The 24,084-nt window shown below is 48.4% G+C and carries 15 protein-coding genes; 6 read left to right on the top strand and 9 right to left on the bottom strand.

Annotated elements, in window-relative coordinates; genetic code table 11:
- Genes BUA34_RS04890 through BUA34_RS04905 form a run of 4 tightly spaced genes read right to left on the bottom strand, consistent with a single transcriptional unit; the run spans position 1 to position 5,541 of the window.
- On the bottom strand, positions 1-1,584 hold the full coding sequence (locus tag BUA34_RS04890) for a glycoside hydrolase family 57 protein (RefSeq protein ID WP_072827607.1): 1,584 nt from the start codon (positions 1,582-1,584) through the stop codon (positions 1-3).
- The gene (locus tag BUA34_RS04895; RefSeq protein ID WP_072827608.1) at positions 1,584-2,828 is read right to left on the bottom strand and encodes a DUF4912 domain-containing protein; all 1,245 of its coding nucleotides are present in this window, start codon (positions 2,826-2,828) and stop codon (positions 1,584-1,586) included. Before BUA34_RS04895 ends, BUA34_RS04890 begins: the two co-directional genes overlap by 1 nt.
- A gap of 23 nt (positions 2,829-2,851) precedes the next feature.
- The gene (locus tag BUA34_RS04900) at positions 2,852-4,093 is read right to left on the bottom strand and encodes an OmpP1/FadL family transporter (protein ID WP_072827609.1); all 1,242 of its coding nucleotides are present in this window, start codon (positions 4,091-4,093) and stop codon (positions 2,852-2,854) included.
- Positions 4,093-5,541 carry a hypothetical protein gene (locus BUA34_RS04905; RefSeq protein WP_072827610.1) on the bottom strand — a complete coding sequence of 483 codons (1,449 nt, stop codon included), beginning with the start codon at positions 5,539-5,541 and terminating at the stop codon, positions 4,093-4,095. The genes BUA34_RS04900 and BUA34_RS04905 overlap by 1 nt, the downstream gene beginning before the upstream one ends.
- Positions 5,542-5,752: 211 nt before the next feature.
- Between BUA34_RS04905 and thrC the strand changes: the two genes are divergently transcribed.
- Positions 5,753-7,093: a threonine synthase gene (thrC, locus tag BUA34_RS04910; RefSeq protein WP_072827611.1), complete on the top strand. Its 1,341-nt coding sequence runs from the start codon at positions 5,753-5,755 to the stop codon at positions 7,091-7,093.
- A 465-nt stretch (positions 7,094-7,558) separates the two neighbouring features.
- Here thrC and BUA34_RS04920 read toward each other — a convergent pair whose 3' ends face one another.
- Complete coding sequence (locus tag BUA34_RS04920; RefSeq protein ID WP_072827613.1) at positions 7,559-8,857, bottom strand: hypothetical protein; 1,299 nt, start codon at positions 8,855-8,857, stop codon at positions 7,559-7,561.
- A gap of 101 nt (positions 8,858-8,958) precedes the next feature.
- On the opposite strand from BUA34_RS04920, the gene mutL reads away from it, so the two are divergent.
- Positions 8,959-10,902 carry a DNA mismatch repair endonuclease MutL gene (mutL, locus tag BUA34_RS04925; RefSeq protein ID WP_072827614.1) on the top strand — a complete coding sequence of 648 codons (1,944 nt, stop codon included), beginning with the start codon at positions 8,959-8,961 and terminating at the stop codon, positions 10,900-10,902.
- Here mutL and BUA34_RS04930 read toward each other — a convergent pair.
- The 3 genes from BUA34_RS04930 to BUA34_RS04940 all read right to left on the bottom strand — a co-directional run bounded on the left by BUA34_RS04930 (position 10,864) and on the right by BUA34_RS04940 (position 17,628).
- Positions 10,864-12,030 (bottom strand): glycosyltransferase family protein, encoded by a 1,167-nt coding sequence (locus BUA34_RS04930; RefSeq protein WP_072827615.1) that lies wholly within the window; start codon positions 12,028-12,030, stop codon positions 10,864-10,866. The two genes, mutL and BUA34_RS04930, sit on opposite strands and share 39 nt — an antisense overlap.
- On the bottom strand, positions 12,017-15,874 hold the full coding sequence (gene dnaE / locus BUA34_RS04935) for a DNA polymerase III subunit alpha (RefSeq protein ID WP_072827616.1): 3,858 nt from the start codon (positions 15,872-15,874) through the stop codon (positions 12,017-12,019). The genes BUA34_RS04930 and dnaE overlap by 14 nt, the downstream gene beginning before the upstream one ends.
- 68 nt (positions 15,875-15,942) lie before the next feature.
- A complete protein-coding gene (locus BUA34_RS04940; protein WP_072827617.1) occupies positions 15,943-17,628 on the bottom strand; it encodes a LamG-like jellyroll fold domain-containing protein in 1,686 nt (561 codons plus the stop codon).
- 255 nt (positions 17,629-17,883) lie between these two features.
- Between BUA34_RS04940 and BUA34_RS04945 the strand changes: the two genes are divergently transcribed.
- Positions 17,884-19,014, top strand: coding sequence for a glycosyltransferase family 4 protein (locus BUA34_RS04945; protein WP_072827618.1), 1,131 nt, complete (start codon positions 17,884-17,886; stop codon positions 19,012-19,014).
- A gap of 11 nt (positions 19,015-19,025) precedes the next feature.
- Here BUA34_RS04945 and BUA34_RS04950 read toward each other — a convergent pair whose 3' ends face one another.
- The gene (locus tag BUA34_RS04950; protein WP_072827619.1) at positions 19,026-19,649 is read right to left on the bottom strand and encodes a class I SAM-dependent methyltransferase; all 624 of its coding nucleotides are present in this window, start codon (positions 19,647-19,649) and stop codon (positions 19,026-19,028) included.
- Positions 19,650-19,707: 58 nt separating this feature from the next.
- On the opposite strand from BUA34_RS04950, the gene BUA34_RS04955 reads away from it, so the two are divergent.
- From BUA34_RS04955 to BUA34_RS04965, 3 genes are all read left to right on the top strand, one after another.
- Positions 19,708-20,649 carry a lysylphosphatidylglycerol synthase transmembrane domain-containing protein gene (locus BUA34_RS04955; RefSeq protein WP_072827620.1) on the top strand — a complete coding sequence of 314 codons (942 nt, stop codon included), beginning with the start codon at positions 19,708-19,710 and terminating at the stop codon, positions 20,647-20,649.
- A gap of 95 nt (positions 20,650-20,744) precedes the next feature.
- Positions 20,745-22,547 (top strand): hypothetical protein, encoded by a 1,803-nt coding sequence (locus BUA34_RS04960; RefSeq protein ID WP_072827621.1) that lies wholly within the window; start codon positions 20,745-20,747, stop codon positions 22,545-22,547.
- Positions 22,547-23,983 carry a hypothetical protein gene (locus BUA34_RS04965; RefSeq protein ID WP_072827622.1) on the top strand — a complete coding sequence of 479 codons (1,437 nt, stop codon included), beginning with the start codon at positions 22,547-22,549 and terminating at the stop codon, positions 23,981-23,983. Before BUA34_RS04960 ends, BUA34_RS04965 begins: the two co-directional genes overlap by 1 nt.
- Positions 23,984-24,084: the final 101 nt, after the last annotated feature.

The raw sequence follows: 24,084 nt of genomic DNA on the forward strand, positions 1-24,084 counted from the left end.
TCACAGGCACTCACCGATCCATGGGAACAAATTATTCTTTTGTTCTAACGTTTTGAGCAACTGCAAATTCGGCTTTGCTTTAACAGCCTCTGCATAAAGCACACGGACATTTTCGTAATGACCATTCAAACGGGCGCGAGCATAATCCGCAGCCGAATTATTGTGAATCATAAACGCCCAGTCCGAAGCCTGGAACAGTACAAGTTCTCGCGCCATCTGCGCCAGGAATCGCTTGGTTGTCTTTGATCCACGTTTTTTCAAATCATTCATCATTCCGCGCATTCTAAAGAACAGCGGATACTGGAACGCCACAGCATCATTCATCCATACTTCGCCAAAGCCGCCTTCGCCCCACGACGAGAAAATCGGCGCATGGACTTCGGCATCCGCTACAGTTCCCGTGACATTCAATGACGGTACAGAATCTTCGAGCGATGCCATTTCGACAACATTCGAACTAGCCGCACGTTCAAACATCTTTTCGATAAACAGCGGACCTTCGAACCACCAATGTCCAAAAAGTTCCGCATCGTACGGGCAAAGAATCGAAATCTTATTGCCATCCATATTCGGGAGCAAATTCGAAACAGTCTCTTCGCGGTTTGCGATAAACAAACGCGCATGGTCTTCTACGAGACGTAGCGCATTCCACGGACGATAAATTTTCTTGTCTTCGCTACCAGTAATGCGATAATACTTGAGGCCCGTTTCGATGTGCGTTCCAGCAGCAAGGAAGTAATCGCCTAAATATTCATCTTCGCGTTCGTGCGCAATATCCTTGAAAAACTCGCGATATTCAGGATGCCCCGGATACCCCGTTTTGCGGCTCCATACTTCCATGGAACTGCTCTGTTCGCGTCCAAAGCAATAAAGCCCCGCAGGCGTCTTAATCGGTGCAAACACGCCATACTTCGGTGCCGGTTTTGCAAGCAGCACCCCATGCGTTTCCAAGAAGAAATACTTAAATCCGTATTCAGCAAGGATTGCATCCAGGCCTTCAAAATAGCCACATTCCGGGAGCCACAAGCCACGAGGCTTTTTACCAAAAGCATCTTCGAATGCTCGAACGGTAATTTTTAACTGAAGATGAATGGCATCGACATCGCCTTGATACGCAGGCAAAAACGGATGCGTTCCCACACACGTGAGCAAGTTGATTTTACCAATCTGCTCCAAGCGTTTCAAAGAAGGGATAATTTCGCAACCGCAATCGTGTTCCCACGTATTGATTAAAGCAATTTGACGGCGGTAGTAAAAATTCACTACCTCCATTTTTTCGGAATCATTCTGCAAGCGGACTTTTTCGCGCTCCAACAACTCAAGTTGTTTATGCAAATGGCGCGAGAATTTGTCCAAAAGCGAACGATCTGTAAGCATCGCCAAAAGCGCTGACGATACACTAAAATTCAAAGTGCCCGGCACGCCCTTTTCTTCCAGACGATTTAACATCTGGATAATCGGCAAGTACGTCTCCGCCATAGCCTCAAAAAACCAGTTCTCTTCCAAGAACCGGTCATAAGAGGGTTCACGCACAAAAGGTAAATGCGCGTGAAGCAAAAGGTGTACTTTACCGGGCTTCGGCATTATTCCGTGCGCTTAACAACGATCGGAACGATTGTAGTCGGGAAATCGCCGTCCTTATCAGTAGCAAAGACCGGAATAATCTTCGTCACGTCCGGGAGGTCTTCTTCAAAGCTGAAGGTGCCATCCGGGTTGAGCGGGAACGGTTCGCCACGCACCTGCAAATGCGCATCCGGACGCGTGCCACCGTAAACGATCAAGCGAGTCTTTACCCACAAGAAGAAGTCCTTGCCGTAGTTCACGGAATCCTTCGGGAGTTCAAGCTTATTGCTCTTGAGAGCGGCACTGGAAAGTGCGCCCGAGAACATGGAGCCCGAAGAACTCGAAAGCGATTCAAGCCAGTTCTTTGCAGACATCGAGGAAAGTCCCGAGCTGCCAAAACCGCCAATGGAAGCACCACCAAGCGAAGCACGGACAAAAACATTTTCCGTATTCACTTCGGAGCCTTCAAACTTAAACGTCTGCATCGGACCAGCTTCTACGAGCGGTTCAAACTTGCCAGCAGAAACAACGCCAAGAGCTGCAGCACAGTTCTGCGTAGCCTTATTTTCCACGTACCAAGTACGGGCATCTGCCGGAACTTCGATATCGTGGAACTTGAGCTTCTTGTTGCGCTTTACCGTGAGGTCGTTCGAAATATCGAACAAGCGCAAAACGAGCTTGCCCTTGCCTTTCTTAGCAGCCTTGATGCGTTCTTCAGAAACTTCCCAGAAGGCCTGCATCCAGTTCGGGTCCTTTTGCATGAGGACCAAGTATTCAGCATCGAATGTTTGCGGAATAGCTTCTGGAGCAGCAGCCTTTGCAGCCGCAGTTTCGACAACTTCTACATCAACCTTCTTTGCCTTTGTTGCAGCCTTTACAACTTTCTTTGCTGCGGTAACGGACTTTGTGGTCTTTTCAGAAACCTTTGTAGCCTTTGCAGTAGTCTTGGCTGCGGTGCTTGTCGCAGCAGCCTTGTCGGCCTTCTTCACGGTTTTCTTTGCAGGAGCAGCCTTTGCGGCAACCTTTTCAACTGTAGCAGGCTTCTTAGCGACCTTTGCAACAATCTTCTGTTCGGTGGCCTTTGTAGCCGTTTTCTTTTCGGCCTTTACAGCAGTCTTCTTTGCGGCCTTTACTTCGGTTGCATCACTTGCTGAAGTTTCAGCAGCCTTTGCGGCAGTCTTTGCCGTAGTCTTCGTAGCCTTCTTTGCAGGAGCTGCCTTCGTAGCAGCAGCCTTTACAATCTCTTCTTTTTTCTTAGTAGTCATCTCGATCTCCTTCTAGTTGAATCTTACTGACCACGGGTCTTGCCCCAATTTCCGACACCCACCAAGCCCAAGCGAATACCAATAAACGATTCACTCCAGTTGCGGTCGTCGTCCGTCAGGCGCACCCCACCTTGAATGGCGAGATCCAACATTGTGCCCTTTCTCCCAAGCGGGAAACCAGCACCAATAGATCCACCTATTTCAGATACATCTTCTACATACCAGCTTTTGTACCAGAGACCAGCTCGATAAGCAATGCGATCCCAATAGGAATCATAAAAGACATCACTTCCATCGCGCTGATATCCAATGGATATATTAAAATCATTTTGCGTTTTTGTCACCTGCGACATGCTCCAACTTCCTGCAACATTGTCTATATCGCGGGACCATGCACGCCAGGCAACATCAGCCATCACATTGTGACGTTTGTTCAAACGATAACTGACGCCAGTCGCAAGCATTGCAGGCACCTTGATGGAGCGAGTATAATGTGTTGGAGCAAGCGTATCCAATTCGCTGAATCTTAAGTTGTATTCAAGTTCATTCTTGAGCGTATAGGGCGTCGTGAACGAGAAGAAATACGAAGCCATACGACCGCGGAACTGGGCGGCAACAGTAAAGTAAGCCGAATTCTTGAGTTTCCAGTCGCCACTCACATGGTCCGTCACTTCGGAATTGCTTGTTGCCCAAGCATCATCACGGTCAATTTCGCTATTGTCCGGTCCAAGCGTAAGGTCACGAGTAAAACTACCCATCACAAAGTGCGCCGAGGCACCGAGCGAAACCGCACGGAAAAACGGAAGTCTAATGGCATAAGTCGGCACCAGTTCATAAACGCTGCTCTGGTATTCGATTTGTGCATTCCAGTTTTCTTCTTCGTTATCGATGTCTTCGCGCATCGTAGAAGAATAATGTTGCCACAACGAGAAACCAAGCGTTCCAAAGTCATTCATCGGGAACGTCAAGTTCATCGAAGGCATCGTGAGGTTCGTCTTTGTGAAATGCGAATTAGAGCGATCCGCCGTTGTCACATCGAGCAAGAAGTTCAAGTTAAACGTGACCTTGGAATCAAAAGCCTGACGAGCCGGGTTCACAACAGAAACACCTTCGATATCACCCGTCTTTGCATTACCCGCAAAGCCACGACCAGCCATAGCGGCAGAACCGCCAGCAATCTGTTCCTGGCCAAGAGCCTCAAGGCCAATCATCGACGCAAAGGAAAAACTAGAAACACAAAGCAATGCGCTAATAAACTTTTTCATTATTCCTCCCCACGCTTAGAAGCAAGCCAGAGCTTAAGCGTAGCGGGTTTGCTCTTGATAGTGCTAAAATCGTAACGGGCGTAATCTCTATCAGATGTAAATACCTGGAGAGTATCTCCGCTTGCAACCTTGATTGTATCCCCATTGGCCAATCGAATCGTGCCTGCGTTATCCGTAGTATGGTCGTAGAAATACGTGTCCTTATCAAAGATAAGCGTATTACTAAAGCGCATCAGCATCTTGAACGTACGGCCATCGCTAGCCCTGTTGATGAAATCACGCATGCCATAAGTCACTTGCAACGACAAGGAATCGCCAGGATAGAACACCACATTGGGGTGTCCAATAGAATCGACTCTAGCCTTATTCTTCTTGTATTCTTCCCAGTTGATGACAGAGGTATCGGCGCTATCCAAGAAGGAACCGGCCTGAACCAAGATTGGCAAATTCATTTCTTGGCTACCCTTGGAATCGTCCCTAAAGAACGTCACAACAGCCATCACGACTGCCTGGCGCACATCGTTACTGTCGCCCACGGTATAAGGGAATTCATCACCGTAAAAATCAGCCAAGGCTTTCAAAATCGGCTTGGACGGGAATTCGACCAACAGGGAATCGATACCACCGCCATGCAATACAAGGCAATCCGAGCAATCTTCGAGATTAGAGTAAATATTCACGGCACGCTTCGGTCCAAAGCTTTTCGGAGAGTCTTTCTTGCTCTTGGCCACCAAAATCAATTGCGGATAGTAATTTACAGAACCTGCGCCATAGAATCGGTAAATATGCTTTGCTTCCGGAGCAGACAAGCGCAACTGCAAACGACGATAGCCCTTATTTTTGTGGAGGTCATCTACAAGAGCCTTCGGCATATCAAGCGTCAAGAGGGAATCCTTTTTGACAATCGAGATAGAAAGCGTCGTATCGGCAGAATTTTTTGCCTTCCACGTTTCTAGTTCTTTAGACCAAACGGAGTCATCGGCAGCATCGCCGATTTTATCGAACTCATTCTTTTTCAACTTTTCCGAAAGAATCCAGCTCACGTTGAGCTTCAAGTCTTCCTTGATGGGGAAAAAGTTCGAGGGCAGATAATAGTCATTGTAATACGAATCCCAAAGTCTCAAATGCAAATAGGAAATCGCAGAATCAGCACTATTCAGAGTATCGAGGAATGCGCTGTCCAATGCAAAATCAAAAACAGCGTCGTAAGAAATGCCATTGGCGGTACCGAACACGCCACGTCTCCAAGCACTCTTGGGGAGCGTATCGCGATAAACTTCGGCAGACAAGGGATTCAAGTCACCAACTGTTACAGTCTGAACTTTATAGCTGCTAGGCATTCCCTGGTCAGAAAGCCAGTTAGACAAGCCATCGTCATCCGAATCGAACAAGCAGGACGACAAAACGAACGCCAAAAGCGGGAATAGGATAAATTTTTTCTTATTCACTCAGAACTCCGAGTATTTACTTGTAATAAATTTCGCCCATAATATAGCAAAATCGCTGTAGGGAAATTAAAGTTGCTAGTTCGTAGTTACTAGATACTAGTTAATAGTCATTAGAAAATCCCGATTTAAAATTCTCTAGTAACTAGGAACTCAAAACTTGGAACTCCAATCCAAAATGCTATATTTGCGGTCGAAAAACAAAGAGGAAATTATGTCTCAGTTTAACGCTCATTTTAGAAACATCAACGGCGACGATACCTACCCGCTGACCGACGTCATTTACCGCAGCAAGGTGGACGGTAGCCTGCTCGAAGTCGAACACGACCGCGCAGCGCTCGCAAGCCGCAGCCCGGAAGAATGGAAGAAGCTCTTTGCCGAACGCCGCATGAGCTTTAAGCCCGAAGACATGAGCGGTATCTGGAGCAAGCGCGAAATGGTGCTCCCGGATATTCCGGTCGAAGACATCGTCACCATGCGCGAAGGCTGGAGCCCGCTTTTTGACGCAGCTCCGCTCGCAAAAGATCTCGGCATCGGAAGCCTCAAGGTAAAGCTCTGCGGCAACTCTCACACGGGTTCCTTCAAAGACCTCGGCATGACGGTTCTCGTAAGCCAAGTGAACCACATCATCAAAAAGAACATTCACCCGATCGACGCCGTCGCTTGCGCTTCTACCGGCGACACTTCTGCAGCTCTCAGCGCCTACTGCGCCAAGGCTGGCATTCCGTCTATCGTGTTCCTCCCGGCCGGCAAGACCAGCACCGCACAGCTCATCCAGCCGATTTCTAACGGCAGCATCGTGCTTGCTCTCGACACCGACTTTGACGGTTGCATGAAGATTGTTCAGGAAGTCACGAAGGACAACCGCATTTACCTCGCCAACTCCATGAACAGCCTCCGCGTCGAAGGCCAGAAGACAATTTCTCCGGAAATCTGCCAGGAACTCGGTTGGACCGTTCCGGACACCGTGATTATCCCGGGCGGTAATCTCGGTAACGTGAGCGCACTTGCCAAGGGTTTCGAAGACTGCAAGGCCATGGGTCTCATCGACCGCATTCCTCGTATCATCGTTGCTCAGGCAGAAAACGCAAACCCGTTCTACCAGGCATACGAACGTGGCTTCGACAAGCTCGTTCCGGTTCAGGCCAAGAAGACACTCGCATCTGCCATCCAGATCGGTAACCCGGTCAGCTACCCGAAGGCAGTTCGCGCCATCCAGAAGACAAACGGCATGGTCGTAAGCGTCAGCGAAGAAGAACTCGCCAACGCAGCACACCGCGGCGACCGCATCGGTCTCTACTGCTGCCCGCACACGGGTGTCGCTCTCGGCGCTCTCGAAAAGCTCGTTGCCGCAGGCAAGATCGCGAAGGACGAAAACGTCGTCGTCATCAGCACGGCACACGGCCTCAAGTTCACGGAATTCAAGGTTGCTTACCACGAACAGAAGCTCGAAAACATCGCAAGCAAGTACGCAAACCCGGTGTTCAAGGCTCCTGCCGAAATCGGCGCTGTCATGGACATCTTGAAGAAAGAGATGGCCGCCCGCCGTCGCTAATGCGCCAGCATTAGTCAATGGCCCTAAGCCGCCGCTAATAGACACTTGTCATGCCCGCCACCGAGCGGGCATCTCCATTTCAAAAGCTCGCCCATCGGCGAGCTTTTTTGCAATCTCAAGAAGGCGATCCCGCATCAGAGTGCGGGATGACAACGCGAAAAATATGCGGAATGTCAATGCATAAAAAAAGAGAAAGGGCTCTAGAAGAGCCCTTTCCTAAGAAGGAGAAAATATTGAGCGGTTTCCAGAACCTTGAACCTATCAGGAGGGGAGCAATGATAAAGTCGTTTCAGGATTTACCTTTCTAACCATTCTCAACGCTCTAAATATACCAATTCGTAGGCGGTCTGGTTCTTTCCTTTTTCTTATTTCTTCACTCAATAAAATTTACCTTTTTAACTTTTGCACCTGATATTAAATTTTTAATCTTTAAATCAGCATTGCAAAAGTTAGAACAAAGTAATCTTATTCTTCTCTGAAGACAATCTTGCACTTCGGAACGAAACGGAAGCCACCGCGACGATGACGTTCAATTTCGAAGTACTTCTTGACGCCTTCGCTCGGATGTTCCGGATCGTCAGAGCCATTGATATGGGCAATAACGCGGTTCAACCTGCTCTCGAAGTTCGGGCGGAGCGGGTCCATGCAAATAGCCGGGTCACGTTTGAATTCGCGGTTCTCGTATTCTTCACGACCAGTCACAGTGTATTCACGGAGGAGGTTGCGGAGGATACGTGCCGGAACGTTACGCATGAGGTGCTTGCTGTTCACAGAGATTGAGTCATCGCTCTTGTAGTACACGATCGTGACAGAATCGTTCATCGCATCGAGCAACTGTTCGTGAGCCTTCTGGATCGGAGCCCAAGCAGCAAATTCCTGCTTCACCACAGAGCTCATGAGCTTGAGGAACGGTTCGGAAGCATTTACGTTAGCCTTGAAGTTGAACTCAAGAACGTAAGCCGGAGCGCCGTAGTAGCAATCCTTTTCGATAAGAACGGCACCGGTCTTCGGGTCGCGGATATCGACCAAAGAACGGACGCAGCCAATGCTCTTTTCGACGTCGTTCTTCCATTCGAGGTTGTGTTCCTTGATGCAATCGTTAAACGTTGCATGACGGCCAACAAGTTCACCCTTGATGTACACACCGCCGTCTTCCTTCATTTCGGCGGGGACTCTGTTTTCAAGAGCTTCGATAAACGAGGTTTGTGTAGCGAGGTAGCTAATGTGTTCGTATGCAGGCGTGTTCAAGAGGAGAGGTCCAATGTTGATCATGCTGCGGATCCAGCGCATCGGGTTTGCAGCAAGGACACCCGGAGTCTCGAACTGGAACGTGAAGTCCACCCTGCGGTTTCCATCGATAACTTCGTTGCGAAGGATATTAGACTTCGTCAGGAACGGATAACGTTTCGGAATGATTTCAAGGCAAAGTTCACGAGCATCTTCAGCAGAGTAGAACGAAGAGACGAACGGCAAGTAGGAGCGAAGCACGCTACGAGCGGGAACGGCTTCAAATGCAGCGCAACGCTTAACAATGCGTTCGATGAATTCATCTGGATTTTCACCGCGTTCGTACAACCACGCGACGATGTTGTCCATTATGAATCGGTAAGCGCTTTCATCTACGTATGAATCTTCGAAGTACAAATCATTTAGAAGTTTCACGTTGAATCGCGAATCTCGTTTGACCAAGGTCAATATGTCCTTGACCGGGTAAGACATCAGTAATTCAATGTGTGCTAGCTGAAGGAATAGATTTGAAACCATTTCACTCACCTCACTTGTTCATAAAAATTCATTAGCTATATTTATAATATAGCAATCAAATAACAAATAGCATACGTAATTAGCTACATATAAAAGCGAAAATGGCTGAAATTCACCTTTTATCCGACGAAATCATCAATAAAATTGCTGCTGGCGAGGTCATAGAACGTCCAGCATCGGCTGTTAAGGAACTTATTGAGAATGCAATTGACGCCGGAGCAACCCGAATTCAAGTCCAAATTGAACAAGGTGGAAAGAAAAAAATCCAAGTTACAGACAACGGTAAAGGCATGGGTAGTGCCGACCTGGAACTCTGTTTTTTGCGCCACACTACATCCAAACTAACAAGTGCAGACGACTTATTTCACCTCCAGACAAATGGTTTTCGCGGTGAAGCTGTCGCCTCCATTGCCGCTGTATCCAAATTAACGATTACAAGCGCCACACAAGATGGCGAAAGTGGCCGTATCGTCGTAAAGGGTGGCGAAGTTATCGAAAGAGAAGATATCCAGGCAAGCCGAGGCACGACATTCCTTGTCGAAGACCTGTTCTACAACACGCCCGTACGCCGCACATTCCTCGGCAGTGAAACTTCCGAGTGCTCCCGCATTTTAGACATTGTCTTAAAAACAGCCATTTCGCACCCGGAAATCCGTTTTGACTATAAAGTGGGCGATAGAACGGTCTTTACAGGCGTTCCCGGAGAACTCCGCAGCCGCATCGCCGAAGCCATCGGTTCCAAGGTCGCGAAGGGTTTGCTCCCCGTCGATTACACCGAAGCAGGCGTCCATGTGACAGGCTACATCTCGCCCACGACAGAGACTAACGGCAAGCGCAACCACCAATTTCTCTTCATGAGGAACCGTCCCATCGAAAACAAGATGGTAAGCAAGGCCGTTTCTCAAGCATACGAGCCATACGGAGCGCAGTGCAAGCCTGTGACGGTGCTCTTCCTCGACATGCCGGACATGGAATTCGATATCAACGTGCACCCGGCAAAACGCGAAGTCCGTTTTGCGAACGGCAACTTGGTTTTCCTCGTCGTGACGCATGCCATCCGCGATACGTTCACTCGGGATTTGGAAGCAAATTCGCCATTTATTGACTTGAGCGATGAACTTATGGGAGGCCCGGCAGCGGCCCCGCAAACAACGCCTATGCGCTCCACAACGGCTGAAACGCCCGCGCAGCCTTCGTTTGCATCACCAGCCGCACCGACACAGCCACAAAACGACTTGCCGTGGGAAAATCCATTCGCGAAAACAAATTATGCAGGCATTACCCCTGCAAACACATCTGCTAATAAGCCATACGCAAAGTCCGCAAGTGCTGCGAACACGCTTTCGGACAAGAAGTCTAAATACGACGTAAGCGATGACGTTCAAGACCTGTTTTCGCTCCCCGAATACGGCAAGATTATTTCGCTGGAACCCGATCACACCAAGCCCACGCCACCGCGTGAAACGCCGTGGGCCCCGCCTTCGTTCTTCCAGATTGCAAACACGTATATCGCTGGCGAAGATTCCAACGGTCTCTTGATTATCGACCAGCACGCGGCCCATACACGCGTGCTCTTCGAACAGGCTATGGAATCTCTCCAGAACAACATCGCTCAAGACAGTCAGGAACTCTTGTTCCCCGAGCTCATCGACCTTTCTAAACAAGAAAAAGAAATCTTCCGAAACGTCGATGATCAACTGCGCAAGCTCGGCTTCTTTGTCGAGCCGTTTGGCGGTGACACCTTCCAGATTCGTTCCATCCCAAGTGCGCTTCCGCTTTCGCGTGCCGCCAAAGCCGTTCACGATTTCTTGAACGATGTCGACGAAAACGATACCAAGAATGATATGGTCAAGTTCCAGGAAGCAATTGCAAAATCTTGGGCAAAAACAAACGCATACCAGGCAGGCGATAAGCTCAAGCCCGAAGAAATTACGGCACTCGTAAGCCAGCTGATGATTACGCAGGACCCGCTCAAGTCCCCCTTCGGAAGCCCCACTCTGATGCGCTTAACGCTTGAGGAACTGAGCAAGAAATTCAGACACTAGTTCGCTAGAGGTCTTACCGACATCCAGAATTTTACGGAGACGGATTGCAATTTCGTCTACGGTTCCGATATCTTGCTGGAACAACGCATCGACAATAGATTCTGCCATTCGATCGTTCATCTTATGGCGAATGATAAATTCCGGAGTCACGCCGCAGCCGAAAATAGCATTCGGAAGCGACAGGAATTCGGACTTGACCAGGATTTTTCCCATCGCATATGTCAAGAAGTCCGGCACAACGCATGCAGCAAACGGAATTCCGGCACACGCCATTTCAAGCGTACTCGTTCCAAATGAAGTGAGCGCGGCCGAATATGCCGAATAAAAATTCAATCGGTCACTTAAACGTTTCGGAGCCACCACAACTTTTAACCAACTCGGCAAACGTCCGTCATAAAGTTTTTCGAGCGCCACCAATAGCGGAACTTCCAAATGTTCTCTAGAAGCCACAACAACAACATCTGGAATCGGGCCCATGTTATTTTCAGCCCACACGTTACGGTACTTTTCGGCAACCGTAACAAAAGAGGGCAAATTGCGCAAAGCACTCGCACGGCGGCTTCCCGGCAAAAGTAACATGTCGGATTTAGGTTCCACACAATCGAACTTCCAGCTCGTTATCGGATGCTTGAGTCGAATCGTTTCACACCCCATCCGCTTATAGGCAAGAGCCTCGATGTCAAAGAACACGGCCAAACGAATATTGCTTGCCTGTTTGAACACACTAGCCCGCTTGGATTTCCATGCCCACACTTGCGGAGGCGCCACATAAAGCATGGGTTTCCCCCACTTTTTAGCAAGGGAAGCAAGTCGCATGTTAAAACCCGGATAATCGATAGCGATAATGCCCAAGCACTTTTTCGATTCCGCGGCATCACTCAAAACTTCAAAAATATTCTTTAACGAAAAATACTTTGGAACCACATCGCCCATTCCCGAAACCGGGAGATCGTTGTAATCCCACAAGGGAAGAAGCCCTTTCTCCTGCATCAACGGTCCGCCGACACCAATAACCTTAAAACCAAGGTCAACCGCGGTCGCGACCATCTCGGCGCCAATCATGTCGCCGGAATCCTCTCCTGCACAGAAGAGGATATAAGGAGAATTATCTTCGTTAACGTTTTGCACGATTCGATACCCAAACCTTCAGTGCGCCCAAATCGGTCCTGAGCCACTGCAACAATTCCTGAGTATATACAACTTTATATTTTTTTAAGAGAACGACATGTTCGTAACCCGATTCTGTCTCCAAATGGAACACAAATTCGCATCCTCGGGTGTATTCATCGGCCAAATTGGCCTTCATTTCGACTTCAAGCTTGTCCAAGAACTCGTCTGTAAGCATTCCCGAGTAAAGCGATACGTGAATATGGCTTACCATATCGCAGCGGACGCGGTCAAGCTGGATAACTTCTTCAACGATAATTTGGTAACCATCGCGGTCACGCTGTTGTTCAAGCACGCCCTTCACAAGCACACGGTCATCAATCGAGACCGTATCGCGCAAACGTTCCCACACATCCTTCTTGAAGAACATTTCGACTTCACCATGGAAGTCCTGGATAGCGCCCGAGCCAATCGTATCGCCGCGCTTTGTTTCGATGGAACGCATGCGGATGACCACGCCACCGGCAACAACCGTTTCGCCCACATGGCGCACGATTTCGTCTTCCGAAAGCGAGCAACTCGTAAAGCCCATCAGTTCGGGACGGAACTCATCAAGCGGATGGCCCGAAAGGAATAGCCCAAGCACGCTGCGTTCCTTGTTGAGCATTTCCATAGCCGTCCATTCTTCGGCTTCTTCCAAGACTTCGGCCGTATTCGGCATGGCGGCAGCTCCGCCCAAGTCAAAGAGCGATACCTGCCCCTTCACCTTGTCTTCCTGGCTGCGCATGGCGACTTCCAAAGCACGGTCCACCGTTGCGCATTGCACGGCACGGCTTCCCGGCAGGTCATCCAATGCACCCGCCATGATCAAACATTCCAAGACCTTCTTGTTGAGCGGCGGACGTTTTTCCGGCTGCGCGGCCTGGTATTCCGTCACACGCTTGCAGAAATCAAAGATGTCCTTGTAGATACCACGGCGTTCGCGTTCCGCTACAACGTCTTCGACGACAGCGATACCCACGTTGCGGATACCCGCAAGACCGTAAAGAATCTGGCCCTTCGTGTTCGCCGAGAACACTCCCAAAGACGTATTGATGTTCGGCGACAAGACTTCGATGCCGAGGCGCTTACATTCCAAAATGATGGTCACCGTATCTTCGGTCTTGCCCATCTTGGAAGTCATGGATGCGGCCATGTATTCCGGACCGTAATGCGTCTTGAGGTACGCCGTTTGGTAAGCCACGTAAGCATAAGCAGCAGCATGGCTCTTGTTAAATGCGTATCCGCAGAACGGGAGCACGGCGTCCCAGACCTTCTGGATCATCGCCTTGTCGTAGCCCTTGTCCAAGCACTTCTGGAAGAATTCCGGCTCGAGCTTTGCCATCTTTTCCGGCATCTTCTTAGCCATGATACGGCGAATGTTGTCAGCGCCACCCAGCGAATAGCCACCCAAAATCTGGGCAAGCTTCATCACCTGTTCCTGGTACACGATAACGCCGTACGTTTCGCCAAGCACCTGTTCCAAGTCCGGATGGTAGCAGTCAATCTCTTCCTTGCCGTTCTTACGGGCAATGAAGTGCGGAATCTGGTCAATCGGCCCCGGTCGGTACAGGGCGTTCATAGCGATAAGGTCAAAGATTCGGGTCGGCTTCAGTTCGCGCAGGTACTTCTGCATACCCGGAGATTCGAACTGGAACACCGTCGTCGTAAGGCCCTTGCCCAAGAGTTCGAACGTAGCCTTGTCATCAATCGGAATCTTGTTCATCACAAGCTTGATGTTGCGGTTCTGTTCGACCATCTTCACCGTGTCCTGAATGATGGACAAGTTGATAAGCCCAAGGAAGTCCATCTTCAAAAGCCCGATGTCTTCGGCGTAGTGCTTATCGTACATCACCACCGGCGTATCTTCCGGAGCGGCACGGTACAAAGGAGCAAGGTTATAAATCGGGGTTGGCGTAATCACCACACCGCAAGCATGCACGCCCGTCTGGCGCGGCAAATCTTCAAGTCTTTTGGCAACGTCCCAAAGGTTCTGGTAGCTTGCACGGCTGCCAATCATCGCCTGCAACGGTTCCGGGCTGTAACCATCTTCGAGGTTATTGCCTTTCTTGTCCTTACCCGTCCAGGCCTGCTTTAAGCTAAAGTTCAACGTACGCTGCGGGAAGAGCTTTGTAATGCCCTTCGCTTCGGCAGGCGGAATCCCGAGCACGCGCGCAACGTCTGTAATCACCGCCTTCGACTTGAGCATACCGTAGGTAATAATCTGGCCCACGCACTCCTTGCCATACTTGTCCGTCACGTACTGGATCACGCGACCGCGGTCACGGTCCGCAAAGTCCGTATCGATATCCGGCATGGACACACGTTCCGGGTTCAGGAATCGTTCAAAAAGGAGGTCAAAAGTAAGCGGGTCGATGTCGGTAATACCGATGATGTAAGTGACCAAGGAACCAGCAGCAGAACCACGTCCCGGGCCCACGGGAATGCCGTGTTCACGAGACCAGTTGATGAAGTCCCACACAATAAGCAAGTAGCCCGCCACGTTCATGTTGCGGATACAGTTGAGTTCCTTGTACATGCGCTTGCCCACGTTCGTTTCGTGAGCCGGGAACTTGAAATCTTCGTCGGGGAATCGCCACTTTAAGCGTTCATTGCAAAGATGCGTGATGTAAATGTCGGCATCGCCACCCGGTTTGCACCAACGGTGCACATTTTTCTTCAATGCTTTCTGGTCGTCTTCATCAAAGAATTCCGGCTGCGACAAGCGGTCGATTTCGGCATTGTCTGCGTCATTCAACGCATCTTCGGCAATACCCTTCTCGGTACAGTAATTTGCCTTGACCTTCTTTTTGCGGTCCTTGATGACACCCTTGATTTCACGCTCGTAAACGACCGGATATTCCGCATCGTATTCCGCCTTCATGATGGATTTGATATTCTGGTATTCGTCCGAAGAAAGGAACTCATCGGGAATCTTGAAACGCGGCCAGAACTCGTCACCGATACCGGTTTTCACGGTAAAGTTACAGCGTTCGGCAATCTTGACCGTATTTTCGATAGCGCCCGGGATATGCCCGAACAGTTCCACCATTTCTTTTTCGGTGCGGAAATAGAACTTTTCCGTCGGGAAACGCTTGTCTTCAAAGCCGTTCAGCGTGACCTTGAGCGAAATGCAACGCAAAATCTTGTGCGCAGTGGCATCTTCGGGCTTGATGTAATGGACATCGCCCACCGCAACCACTTCTCGCCCATACTTCTTTGCGAGTTCCACGTTAAATTCATTGACGCGCTTTTGCTGCGGAATCCCGTTATCGCAAACAGAAATGTACAGATGGTCGTGGTCAAAAATCTGATTCAGTCGGTCCATGTATTCAAGCGCCAGAGAATCGCGCCCTGCCGCCACATTCTGACCATAACGGCTAAAGAAATCGCCAGCAATGGCGATAATGCCTTCCTTAAACTGCTCAATCGTATCCAGCGGCACAGACGGAATTTCTGCCCAGCGGTCCCCATCTTCGTAACGGTAACTCACGATACGGAGCAGATTGTAATAGCCCTTTTCGTTTTCGACAAGGAGCGTCAAACGTTCAAACGTCGTAGGGTCTTTCTGGCTTGCACTCGGCGTATCCACGTAAATATGGCAACCATAAACGGTCTTGACCGGCGGGAGGCCTTGTTCCTTGCGCTTTTTGTTCAAATCTTTTCCGCGTGTCTGGATTTCCAAAATCCCAAACATGGCACCATGGTCCGTCAACGCAACGGCAGGTGCATTTTCTGCTGCGGCAGCCGCCAAAATATCATCAAGTCGGGCCGAAGCCTGCAAAATCGAAAATTCAGAATGAGTCTGTAAATGAACGAACGCCATGCTAGCAATTTAGTAAAATGAAAAATCCCGGCTCGAAAGCCGGGACCTTTGCAAGATTTATTTAAAGACTACTTAGATTCCGTAGTATCAACCACAGGAGAGTCAACCACTACTATGGTAGTATCATTACCAGCAATAGAGTCAGTCTTCACAACAGTAGTATCAACATCGATAGGGACAAGAATCTTAACCGAGTCCTTTTCTTCTTGCTTTTGTTCTTCAACCTTCACTTCGTAACGCGGGATGTTAGAAATTCTGAGCTGGTCGAAATCACCGGAAGTCGTCATCGAAGAATGTTGACCCGGGCCTTCCATGCAGCACCAAGACTTATAACCGATCACAATGAGATTTTCGAATTCATACGAACGGGTAGACGGAGCATAACCTTCAGCATGAACCTTACTTGCAACCATTTCGCCGTTGACCCAGAGGCTCATGTAGCCATCGCCCCACTGGCCGGCAATCAGGTTCCAATCCTTCTTGAGCGTAACAGCACCCTTAACATAGTAATGGATGTCCGGATGATTCTTCTGGAAAATGAGTTCGCCGTTCTTCACAAAGAAATGGAGACGGGCGCCATCGTTACCAAGAAGAGTACGTGCAGTATTCAGGTCGAATTCGTCACTCGGGCGGAACCAGAATTCTACGGTACCAGCAGCCATTTCATCAATCAAGTTGATACCCGTCTGGATGTTTTCGCCATCTTTCAAGGAAACCGCCTTGCCGCAAACACCATCTACCAACGTTCCTGATTCATAATCGGATTCAAGTTCGTCCAAATAGAGGGTATTGTCGTCCATCTTAAGAGCTGACGCCTTGCAGGTTCTTTCTTCTTCCTTCTTCTCTGGTACTACTTCCGGAGTCTCCTTCTTTTCCTCCGTAGTATCCTTAGCAATCAAAGAATCCGGCAAGGCGTAACGAGCGATATTCGAAATACGGAACTGGTCGAAAGAACCCGATGTCGTCATAGATTCGTACTGGCCCGGACCTTCCATGCAGCAACTGGACTTGTAACCAATCACCACGAGGTTTTCGAACGGAATGGCGCGCTGGGCAGGCACATAACCCTTATCGTGCTCCCAGTAACCGACAAGTTCGCCGTTCAGCCACAAGCTCATGTAGCCGTCTCCCCACTGACCAGCGATCAAGTTCCAGTCATCCTTCAACGCAGCCTTACCGTTTACATAGTAATGCTGGTTGTGATGATTCTTCTGGAAGAATAGCTCCCCTCCCTTGTAGAAGAAATGGATTCTGGCGCCATCGTTGCCAAGAAGCGTTCTTGCATTCTTGTCAAAGAAATCTGCGTTCGGGCGGAACCAGAATTCGACTGTTCCAACACTCATAGAATCAATCAAATTCACGCCAAGCGGAGCAACCTGACCGTCGCTCAACTTGAGAGCCTTACCGCAAACACCTTCTACCTGTTCACCTTCGTCAAAGAGGGTTTCAAGTTCGTCGAGATAACGCGTGTTATCGTCCATCTGGAGAGCAGGGGCTGCGCAACGAACGTTAGAACGTGTCGAAACGCCAATAGCCGGGGCACCTTCCTCCTTTGAAAGGGAATCGAAGTAACTGGCGATACTGCCACGTTCATCGATTCGAGCCCACATCTGCTTCACATCATTCTTCATGTAAACACCGTCATTTGTGGTTTCCGCAAATGGGGTCGAAGAATTGGACTCGGAGCATCCAACAACGAATGCTCCCATCGCTATCAGGGAACCTGAAAGCCATTTAACCATTTTACCGCTCATATTGTCTCCTTTTTTGCTCCTACAAGCTTTTCATTTTCTTTACAAAAGTGAAATTATCAATTAATTCTACAATTGGCAATTTTTTATCCGCTCTATTTATGTATATTTCAGTTTACAAAAGCCTTTTTTAATCATCATGATACACTAAGCCAAAATTTTATGACATTATGATACACCTGTATTGTATATCATGAACGAAATAATGTAATTTGCCATCGTACAAATAAGTTCTACAGACCGACAAGAATCCTTAAAATGATTAATACTGCCAACGATACCACCCATAAAATTGCCCATAAGATTGCCCATAAGGTTGCAATAGACGCCCGCATGGTCAACAAGTCCGGTATTGGCACATGTATCCAGCATTGGCTCAAGGATGTGGGCTACGATATTGCCCTTGGCGACCCCAAGGAACTAGAACTTTACGACAACGTTCCAAAGCACATTCCCTTTATCAGTAGCATTTACGGCTACAAGGAACAGCTGAGATTTCCCTACCGAGCACTCTACCGCGAAAAGCCCGAAATATTGCATGTTCCGCACTGCAACATACCGTTATTCTACCGCGGCAAAATGCTAGTGACCATCCACGATCTCACGCATTTAATCTACCCCGAATTCTTGCCTTTCAAGCTAGTCCATCTCTACTTCAAGTTCATCTTTTGGTTTGTAAGCAAACGCGCCGACAAGATAATTACCGTTTCAGAAAGCACAAAACGCGACCTGTTGCGGTTCTACAAGATGGATGAATCCAAGATAACGGTCATCCCCCTTGGCGTTGGCAAGGAATTTGTCAAAAAAACGCCTAGCGAAATCGACTACCTGTACGAAAAATTCAACATTCCCCGCGACAAGAAAATCTTGCTCTACGTCGGGAATCTGCTCCCGCACAAGAACCTGAACACGCTCTTGGAAGGTTTTGCCCAAATGAAAGGCAAAGAAAACTGCAGGCTAGTGCTCGTCGGGAAGGCTTTTGACGGCCGCTCCAAAGCGACTTGCGAAAAAGAACTCGGAATCGAGAACCTCACAATCCATGCGGGAATGGTTTCGCAAGAAGACTTGGTCAGTTTTTATAACCTCGCCGACCTCTTTGTATTGCCCTCGCTGTACGAAGGGTTCGGTCTCCCAGTGCTAGAAGCGCTTGCCTGCGGAACTCCCGTCATCTGCTCCAACACATCGTCGCTCCCCGAAGTCGGCGGAAATGTAGCCAAGTATTTTGACCCGAAATCCGCAGAAAGCATCGCCCGCGCCCTCGAAAATTCCATTGATGACAAGGGCAAATACGATGCTGAAATCAAGGAATGGGTCAGCAATTTTACTTGGGAAAAATGTGCCGAAAAAATTAGGCGAGTCGCCACCGAACTCGCCGTATCACACAAATAGCTCCAAAAACGCTATTTCTTGAGTTTTGTCAAGAATCCGTACTGGAACGGGATAAAGTAAGAATGGCTCAACAAGTTCGGCATGAACTTGAGCTGCTTACGGATACCCACAATACGTTCCACTTCAAGACCGTTTTCTTTAGCAAAGCGCACAAAGCTTTTTTTGGTCCAGAACGTCTTGTGGTTGATATCGAGAACGCCAAGCGCATGTTCGCCTTCGTCCGGCTTGAAGTAGCGGAAATCCCTTGTAATAATAATCTTGAGGAGATTTTCGATGCAAATAAAGTTCGGAAGCGACACAAGAATATGGCCATCCGGATTCAAGTGCTTTTTGCAGAAATTAATCAAGTCCACCGGATCATTCACATGTTCCAGAACATCGCACATGACAACCAAGTCAAACTTGCGGTCTTCGGTGTACTGCTCGTAGAATCCGTGATGATATTCATTGAATCCACCGGGAACCTTGTCAATGGTCTGCGCATCGGTACGTTCTTCGGGCTCAATAGCGACCTTGTAAGAATCCTTGGGATAGATAACATAATTCATTCCAGCGCCAGCCCCAATTTCAAGGACGCTCTTGGCATCTTGGGGAACAAGCGTAGCTACATCATAACGAATCTTATTGCGATACATAAAAACCTTTTTTCTTAAATATAAATTTTTATAGGCAAAAATGCTATTTTTGTGGACAATGGCAACCGATAAGACTGGTACAAAGCTCTTTGTCAAGCGAATTATCCAACTTCTTGTAAGTGTTGGTGGTTTTGCCTATATATTCTACAAAATTCCTATAAGTGAAGTCATAAAGAACTGGAATATCGGCATGACCCCGTGGATAGTAGCCATGCTGGTTGCCGCCACGCTTATCATGGCCATTCAGGCAAACCGCTGGAAAGGGCTTTCCGTGCAAGGTCCAGAAATCCCGTTCAAGACATACTACGCCTACACCGCCATGGGGTACTTTTTCAACAACTTGCTCCCGACCGGATTTGGCGGCGATGCCGTAAAATCACTTGCATTCGGGAAAAAGTTCAATCAAACGAGCCAATCCGTTTCCGCAGTATTGCTCGCCCGCATACAAGGCCTGCTTGCAATGTTCCTTTGCTTCTTTATAGCACTCCCGTTTGCGCTAAACAAGGCAGAAATTCCGTTCAGCTACACCTTGACTATGACCATCGCGACCCTCGCATGTATCATATTCATTTCGCTCTGCCTATTTTCGGACAAGGTTCCCATTCCGCAAGTAATCACAAACAAGCTTAAATTCATTACAAAGCTTCAGCAAAGCCTATCTATATACAGAAAATACAAAAAGCAGGTTTTGCTATCCTCTTTAGATTCCTTGTGGCTACAGTTATTGACTTTATTTATAGCCTATGCCTATTTCCGTGCCGTCGGAGTCGATATCGACATCAGTATTTTGGTCGTTTTCACAAGCATCACCACGGTCGTATCAATGCTTCCGGTTTCTTTAAACGGAATCGGAGTCCGCGAAGGCACTCAAGTTGCGTTATTCACAGGAATTCTTGGAATTCCGGCTCCTGTCGTTTTATCTGCAGGGCTATTAGGTTATATTCCATTGCTATTCCAGGCCGCGCAAGGTGCAATTGTACTTTTGGCCCGTAAAAAATAAGCTGTCTACAATAATCAAAATAAAATCTCTCAAAAAAACTCTAGTTCTGTAACAATAATTTTGTATATTATTCCGCAAAAAGAAGGAGAGTTTCTATGAGGAAATCCAATAAACTTGTTGCACTTGCTATTGGAGCATGTTCATTCCTGATGGGATGTACCGACAGCAACCCTACCATTGGACAGCCGGCCGACACGCCTACCACCCCTACATTCAGTGCTTTTAGCTGCCAAGAAGTCACAGATGCTAGTGTCGCAGCACAATTAGAGAGTGCAAAATCAAGCATCAAGGATGTTTTGGAAGAATTGGGTGACAACAACCTCAAGAACGCTCAAGCCATTAGTGCCCAGACCAAGAGCACATTCAAGTCTGTTCTAGACAAATACCCTGCAAACTGCGAAGCACAACTCGGCTATGCATTGAGCATCATTACCGACTTGATGAACAACACCAAGATCAAGTCCTTTATCGACACGGTTACCAACAAGGTGAACATCGCCGATATGGGCGTTGAAGATTTTAACCAGCTCCTTATCGCAGGCGACGGAAAGCACCTTACGACCATGGGCCAAGAAGCTATGGCATCGGCCATTCCGTCCTTGGATTCCGCCATCATTTACTTGAAAAACATCGTTGGCGATGACAACTTCGTCTGCCACTACAAGATTGACAACAGAGAACTCGAGCTCGACCGCGGTGAATTCGCTCCGGCACTTGCCACCATGTTCGTTGCCAAGGCAGTACTCACATTCGGCGCAAGCCTTAACATTGACATTTCTTCAAACGGCAAATACGACTGGATGACCGATGCCGACAAATACAACGGCGACACCAAGGTCTTTGCAGACTATGTCATATCCCTCATGGACAAGGGTAGCTCCTTCACAACTGTTTACGACAATTGGAAACCGCGCTATAGGGACATCCCGAACTTGCTAGATTCCGCAATTCAGTTTGTAGAAGTAGGCCTCCAGTACGGTATCGAAGAATCCAAAAATGGCATCAAGACTCAATTGAACGACCCGTACATTGTCGGTGATGACGAAATGTCCGACGTAAGCGCACGCGATTTCCAGAAAGCAATCGACTCTTTGGAACATTACCGTAAAGCACTCCATACCGGTGTTGAAATCACACTCCCGGCAGGATCCAAGATTACGGTAAACATCGCCAAGTTCTTCGAGATTACTGACGGCTGGCAAGATTACCTTCCCTACCACAAGTTCAATGATTACTCCTTGTGGAACGTTCCCGAAGAAGGATTCTATTGGGCACCGCAACTTTGGGGCGGAGATACTTACGCTGAATTCGAAATCAACAAAGCCGTAAGAGCACAAATAGAAAAAAGTACAAAAGTCGATTACTTTTACGGTGACTTATATACACGTGGATATTCAGCGGGCACTGCGGAATACTGCGCCGATGCTGAATTCAACGATCATTATGTCTATCAATGCTTCTTTGCCAAAGCAACCAATTGCACAGTCACTTTCGAAGCTACAGACAACTACTATCATGGCAACGATGATATTTCCATCTTAAAGACCCTTGCTCCGGTAACTCTGAATTCCTCCGTTTGCAAAATTCAAGATGGAGTTCAAGTATTCGCAATCCCTTACGATGAATATATTCCTAACGTATTCTACTTTACCGACCCGGCAGGCAACAAGACAATCTCTATTCAAGGCTTGCTGAACGGGAAAGTTTCAGACGAAATTATAGCCAATGCAATAGAAACCAACAGAAAGGCAAAATTCTATAACTACACGCTTGATGAAATGCAGAACTTCATCTTCTTCCCCGACATCACCGTTGGCGGTGTTTTCCCGGGCATGACACAAGAAAAGTTCTGGCAAATTTTCAAGACAGAATCTCGCAGTAGCGGTATCGACTGGTAGTGAGAAGCTCAAAAAAAATTTCCCTTGTAATTGGGCTTGCTGCAAATTTATCATTTGCAGCAAGCAATTCCGGGCTCGCCGATTGCGGCGGGCTTTTTTTGCTACACCTGAGCGACAAGCAATTTTCAGCACAGTCCTGCAGCATAAGGGATTCTCTCAAAATCGATAATTACGGTGTCTACGCATCATTCCAACATTCGGCAATCCAAGGACGATACACCGACGAATGGAGCATTAAAGGCAAGAATACACAAAACATCGTTACCGCTGGATTCGAAGGAAACTACAAGTACATCTCTTTCGATGTCAACGTCAATAGCTATCCGGCAGCCATGGCAACTCTCTCGTACCACCCTAAAGATTCCCTTTTTAAAGTCAAGGCAACTTTAGCAGGCGGAGCCATCGAACTCGGAAACATCAGCTGGATTCCCGATGATAAAACTCAAATCGTGAATTCCATTTCTGCAAACTGGACAAGCCATGTTCTTTACGGAGGACTTTCTGCCGAATATAACATTGCGGCACACCATATAAACTTATCAGGTGGCTACCTGAAAACAATTCCCCACAATCCGGACAAAGACTATTACGTGAGGGATTCCGCAGGCGTTCTAATCATGAATGCAAACTACGGGTACGATTTCCACAATTCGCGCCTTGATGCAAGTTACACATTCGCAAACGCAAACGCAACACTTTACGGGATTTACCACAACGAAGAAAGCCGCAAGCGGTTTATGTACATGCCGCTAGATGCGACTCTCCATAAGCTTAATGCCAGATGGGAATGGGAAAAAATCCGCACACGCCTCGAATACCTGCATTTGGCGGGGAGGTTGAGCAGCAACCCCAATCGTTTCTACGAAACGCTTGCGCCCAACCGGGCGCTCCCCGCTTCAGTCATCAAGGGCCTCTCGTTCGCCTTTTTGCAAAAGACATTCCGCGTTGATGCCGACTTGAGCACAACCGCATTACTCGGCGGTGGTTCATACCGTTGGAACCTCGGCAAGCGCTACATATTCACACCAAACATCGGGCTCGATTTCTTCGGGATCAAAGGCGACCTCGACATCGACAAGACCATCGAAACAACGCGCCTCGCCACCATCAACAGCTATAAAGAAAAAACATTCAGGGAATTGAGCGCCATCGGAACAGTCCTCACCCTCGAATGTGAAGTCCGTAAAGAAGGGCCCATAAGTCTCGCGCTCGTTTACGGAGTCTCGCAAATCATCCCGTTCTACATCGACTACAAAGACCAAAACTCTAACAAGAGCACAGAACCAGGAACGACAACACCGTCGGGACAATCCGGAAACAGCCAACCAGGAACGCAAGCAGGCAAAGACAAAGCTGGTTCCCTAGAAGGTGGTCTCTCCGACTTGCTCTTCCGCAACGGCTTCGCCACGCATCTCGGAATTTCCGTCAGGTTCTAGTCCCCGATCAGGTCGGGGATGACAAGAAAAGAATCGTCGGGGAAGACAAAGCAAGGACCTGTAAGCATACGAAAAAGGCCCGCGCATCCGCGGGCCATTTC

The sequence above is a fragment of the Fibrobacter sp. UWB12 genome (assembly GCF_900142485.1).
GTDB lineage: Bacteria > Fibrobacterota > Fibrobacteria > Fibrobacterales > Fibrobacteraceae > Fibrobacter.